The 5,840-nt window shown below is 34.1% G+C and carries 3 protein-coding genes; 1 reads left to right on the top strand and 2 read right to left on the bottom strand.

Annotated features, from left to right (window positions below; genetic code table 11):
- Positions 1-169 precede the first annotated feature (169 nt).
- Together ACP6PK_RS29050 and ACP6PK_RS29045 are read right to left on the bottom strand one after the other, a co-directional pair.
- Positions 170-1,120, bottom strand: coding sequence for a UDP-3-O-acyl-N-acetylglucosamine deacetylase (locus ACP6PK_RS29050; protein WP_426564919.1), 951 nt, complete (start codon positions 1,118-1,120; stop codon positions 170-172).
- Between the two features lie 474 nt (positions 1,121-1,594).
- Positions 1,595-3,052 (bottom strand): IS1/IS1595 family N-terminal zinc-binding domain-containing protein, encoded by a 1,458-nt coding sequence (locus ACP6PK_RS29045; RefSeq protein ID WP_426564915.1) that lies wholly within the window; start codon positions 3,050-3,052, stop codon positions 1,595-1,597.
- A 708-nt stretch (positions 3,053-3,760) separates the two neighbouring features.
- Here ACP6PK_RS29045 and ACP6PK_RS29040 point away from each other — a divergent pair.
- Positions 3,761-5,269, top strand: coding sequence for a UbiD family decarboxylase (locus ACP6PK_RS29040; protein WP_426564913.1), 1,509 nt, complete (start codon positions 3,761-3,763; stop codon positions 5,267-5,269).
- The last annotated feature ends 571 nt before the right edge of the window (positions 5,270-5,840 follow it).

Below are 5,840 nucleotides of genomic sequence, written 5' to 3'. Positions count from 1 at the left end.
TATTTTCCTAGAAAGGAGATTTTATCTGACGATAGTAGACTACTTCTGGGCAAGACGGCTGCACTACAAAGGTTCTCAAATCAATATTTATATCTGACATATTGAGAATCTGCTTTCTATTAAACTAAGACGTTATAGTTTTGATTCAGTATCCACATTCTGGGTAATGCTATACCCCTAAAATTTTTTGAGCTAATTGGATATGTAATTTATGACTAGCTTTGTAAGCCAAATAATGAGCTTGAGGAAAATTTCCCAATAAACTCAAATCTCCAATTAAATCTAACATTTTATGACGTACTGGTTCATTTGTAAATCTTAAGGGTGGATTTAACCATCCGGTTTCGCTACAAACTAAAGCATTTTCTAAAGTACCACCTTTAATTAAACCAGCTTCTCGCAATTGGTCAATTTGATGGGCTAAACCAAATGTCCGAGCTGGAGCAATACAGTCAGCGAAACTTTCTGTTTTTGGAGACCAACTATGCCATTGATTACCAATAGCTGGTAAATCAAAATCTATACCATAAGTAAATCTAGTTTCTGGACTAGGTAAAGCAGCAACAAAACTATCCTCCTGATATATCCAGATTGGTTGAGTTATTATGTGTTGGATATTAGTATTATTAATTTGTGTATTTATACTTTGATAAGAATCTTGCTTATTCTTATTATTCCCCCATCTCCCCATCTCCCTATCACCCCATCTCCCCATCTCCCCATCTCCCCATCTCCCCATCTCCCCATCTCCTTCTTTTAATCCCACAGAAGCGATCGCCTCTGTCCAGACTTTAGCTGAACCATCTAACAAAGGAACTTCTGGGCCATCAATTTCTATTCGAGCATTATCTACACCCATTCCTGTCAAAGCAGCTAACAGATGTTCTACAGTACGGATGCGAATATCTCCAATACCTAATTCTGTGGAGAGAGTAGTAGAAACTACAGAAGATATTCCAGCATTAATAATTGGAGTTTCTGGCAAATCAACTCTGACAAAATATCTACCTGTATTTTGAGGAGCAGGCATAACTTTAATATGAGATTTTATACCAGTATGTAGACCTACTCCCGACTGTGAAAATTCTGCTGCTAAAGTATATTGATAATTCATAATTATTGAAATAATTTTTTTCTCGTTTGTAGCACAGATAAGATGTTTTTCAGTAATTAACAATAAACAATTAATAATTATGCCTTCTTAAAAGAAGGGGATTGACTAAAAGCAAAACTTTTGATTTTATCCTCTATGCAAGGGGATGCTTCAAACTTGAATTTTCCAATTATTAATTATTAATTATTAATTATTCGGTGATAGCTATACCTCTACTAAGATGAAATTATTTGTATCTTCAACTAAATAACTACTTATTTATACTATAAATAATCTGAAATATATCAAGAATAATTTCTCCTTTCAAGACAAGACGAGCTTGATTAATTGATAATGGATAATTATCTCTTTAACAATTGATAATGAAAATTATCTCTAATGATTAATTATTAGGAGAGGCTTTAAACCTTTGGGGATTAATTATCAATTATCCATTGGTAACTATAATCTAGCTGATAGCTTATAGCTGAATGCTTAAAGCTATTTATTTGCAATCGCCACTTGATATTTGTCACCAACTTTTTTGATATTAAAGGCATTAGAATAATTTAAAAAGTCTATCAATTTACCACTTAATTTTAACTGTTTCAAGATTGTAGTAATAGAATGACTGTATTGTTTTTTAAATTCTGTGCCAATATGAGAAATACAAACAGAATTACTAGGGGCATGAGCTACTAAAACTTCAATAATATTCACTAAAGCTTTTTCCAATTTTTCTGGAGAGCTAATTTTTTCTACATTTAAAGTTTGTAAATTTTCGGATTTTTCTGAAGAGCTAATTTTTTTTGAATTTAAAGTTTGTAAATTTTGAGCGATCGCTACTTTATATTCTTGAGATTTTGGGATTTTTTTTACTCGAAATTTAGGAGAGAATATGAAAAAATTATTCAGGGTTTTATCAATCTTTAAATCTTCAAATATCTGCTCTATATCTTCCCCAAATATTGCCATAAATTTTTCATTAACTAATTTCAGGCTCACGAAAATCTGATTCTTCTTGACTGGAATATTAGAGATAATTTTTATCAACTCTTGCTCAAACTCTGCTTTAGAATTAATCTCAGGGAAATCAACTGTTTTTGACTGAATATTTTCCTTATTTTCAACAAGTTCTGTAGTAATATTTTGAGTTTCCAAAATCTCCACTTCTTCGGAAACTACCTGTGATAAATTTTGTTTAGATTGTTTATCTACAGAAATTTCACATCGTTTATCCAATAAACTAGCAATAATAGATAACTCAGAGCTGCGCCGACTAATTGCCTCATTTTCCATTTCCAACAACTCTTGAATTTTCTCCACAAACTCTTCTAATAGTGGAATTTCTGTTGCCATTTTCAGGGAATAATGCTTCACCTCCAAAGTATTTCGATTTTCTATACTCAGAATATTATCTGGTTGTCTTCTTACTCGATAAACAGTCAAACCTTGATTTTGTAAACTATTACAAAGATGAGTCAATAACCAATCCGAAGAACAAACAAAAACAGCTTTAGCATCAGAATATTGCCTACTAATAGCTGCCCCCATAGACATCATTTGAGCATCAGCACTATTTTTACCTTCAGGAACATGAATAAGTTGATATCCACGCTCAAAAAGTTCTGCATCATATTTGCTCAAACTAGAGTTTTTCCAGTTAGCAAAAGCAATTTTAACTTGTAAAGAATATTCAGAAATATTAGCTAAAAATTTCTCGGCATTAATATCAATTTTCAGATTTTCAACATCTAATAATAAAATTGCAATTCCATCTCTGGGTGCTTCAGCTAAAGTTGTTGACTTAGATTGACTAACAGAAATATCCTGCCCTATATTTAATGTGGGTAACTGTTCCATAAACTGCCTACCACAATCTTTGCAGAGATAGCGTTGACGATTATTAGGACGACCATTTTTCCGTAAAGACGTAGAACCACAAGTAGGACATTTCATATATTAAGTCAAAATTCAAAAGTCAAAAGTATTTGATTTCATCTTCAAATAATTTTATGTGAATGACCTATTAAGTCAAAAGTTAGTCACAAGTACCAGCACCTCAAAGACTTTATATCAAGAGAAACTTTCGAGTCACAAATTGAGATTAAAGCTATTTATCCTAACTTCTGATACCAATTACCAAAAGTAATGCTATACTTCAACAGTCAAATAGTTACCAAGATTCAAAGTCTGTTTTTGACAATTATTAGTCGTTTAGGTGTTCCTGAATCAAGGTATGAAAATAAAAATTGAGCAATCTCAAATATTTCTTATTCAAGAGTTTAGCAACTACTAAAAAATATAAATCATACCCACCCATCAGCAACACCGTCGTTTAGTATAGATTTTTCCAAATTTCAACCTCACCCTCTCCTCCCACACTTCACACACTTACCGAAAAATAAAGGTATAAAGCCTCTACATTCATGGAGAAAAAAGAAAAAAAATTCCTTTTAGGCAATCTTTCTTTATAAGAAGAGGTAATAATTAATTATTAATTGTGAATTATTAATTATTAATTATTAATTTATTGAACCACCCAATCAGATGTAGCATTCTTTTTGAGAAATGGTATAACTCCTAACTCCTAACTCCTGACTCCTGACTTCTGACTTCTGACTCCTGTGATACCATAACCATTGTTTAACAAAATTTAATAAAATCATGGCCCGCGATTTAAGAGGATTCCTAAAAATTTTAGAAGACCGAGGACAACTACGGCGAATCAATGCCTTAGTTGACCCTGACTTAGAAATAGCAGAAATTTGTAATCGAATGCTACAAAAAGGTGGCCCTGCTCTCCTATTTGAAAATGTTAAAGGGTCTGACCACTCCATAGCAATAAATCTCTTAGGTACTGAGGAACGAGTATGCTGGGCAATGAATATGGAAAAACCCCAGGAGTTGGAAATCTTGGGTAAAAAATTGGGCATGCTCCAACAACCCAAACCTCCAAAAAAGATTTCCCAAGCAGTAGAATTTGGTAAAGTTCTGTTTGATGTAGTAAAGGCAAAACCAGGGCGCGACTTTTTTCCACCTTGTCAACAAGTAGTTATTGAAGGGGATGCTCTTGACTTAAACAAAATTCCGATGATTCGCCCCTATCCTGGGGATGCAGGTAAAATTATTACTCTGGGTTTGGTCATTACAAAAGATTGTGAAACAGGTACTCCTAATGTCGGAGTTTATAGGTTACAATTACAGTCCCGTAATACCATGAGTGTACATTGGTTATCTGTCCGTGGTGGAGCGCGACATTTACGGAAGGCTGCGGAAAATGGCAAAAAGTTAGAAATTGCAATTGCTTTAGGAGTAGACCCATTAATTATTATGGCTGCTGCTACTCCAATTCCAGTAGATTTATCGGAATGGTTATTTGCTGGACTTTATGGTGGTTCCGGTGTGAAATTAAATAAGTGCAAAACCCTAGATTTAGAAGTACCCGCAGATTCAGAATTTGTGCTAGAAGGTACTATTACTCCTGGGGAAGTATTGCCAGATGGCCCCTTTGGCGACCACATGGGTTATTATGGTGGAGTGGAAGATTCTCCGGTAATTAGATTTCACTGCATGACTCACCGGAAAGACCCAATTTATTTAACAACTTTTAGTGGTAGACCTCCGAAAGAAGAAGCAATGATGGCGATCGCTCTTAATCGGATATATACTCCTATTCTCAGACAGCAAGTTTCAGAAATTGTGGATTTTTTCCTACCGATGGAAGCTCTAAGTTACAAAGCAGCGGTTATTTCTATTAAGAAAGCATATCCAGGTCAAGCAAGACGAGCAGCTTTAGCTTTCTGGAGTGCTTTGCCACAGTTTACTTACACAAAGTTTGTCATTGTAGTAGACGATAGTATCAATATTCGTGACCCGCGTCAAGTAGTTTGGGCAATTAGTTCTAAAGTAGATCCTTCTAGAGATGTGTTTATTTTGCCCAATACCCCTTTCGATAGTTTAGACTTTGCCAGTGAGAAAATTGGTTTAGGTGGTCGGATGGGAATAGATGCGACGACAAAAATTCCCCCTGAGACTGACCATGAGTGGGGTGCAACTTTGGAGTCTGACCCGGATGTAGCTGCAATGGTGGAGAGACGTTGGGGAGAGTATGGGTTGGATGATTTGAAGTTAGGAGAGGTTGACCCGAATTTGTTTGGGTATGAGATTCATTAATTAATTGATAATGGATAATGGATAATGGATAATGGATAATGGATAATTGATAATGGATAATTGATAATTACTTCAGTAGTTTTCAGGTCAATTAACTACATTTCATTGATTAATAATTGATCATGAATAATCAATAATTACTTCAAATTATACAAGCTATATCAACCAATGATTTAGTATTATAATTGTAAGTCATTGCGTGGAACGGAGTGGAAGGAAGTAATCTTAGGGGTTTTAGAGATTGCTTCCTTTCGTCCCAATGACAATTTTTCAGCCAAATTCTATATTATTCGAGGAAATATTCATCACAAATTCTCTCAAGATAAAAACAACTATTTCTGGTGAAGATATTTCTACTTTTGCTTCGGGAATTTCCACTTGTTTTTTCTAGTTGCTTTTTTCTGGAATTTGTTAATTTTTAGTATATTGTTATTTCCCAAATAATTTATGGGCAGTTCAAAATTAAATGCTTTCTATGCTGATGTTGCAGAAATTAATCTACAGAAAAATCAAGCTGAGGAAATATTCATCACAAATTCTCTCAAGATAAAAACAACTATTTCTGGTGAAG

Origin of the sequence: Dapis hubbardiae BLCC-M172 (assembly GCF_050016015.1) — a bacterium.
Classification (GTDB): Bacteria; Cyanobacteriota; Cyanobacteriia; order Cyanobacteriales; family Microcoleaceae; genus Trichodesmium.
Note: the sequence above shows the minus strand (reverse complement) of the source record. Positions and strands in the feature narration are given on the sequence as shown.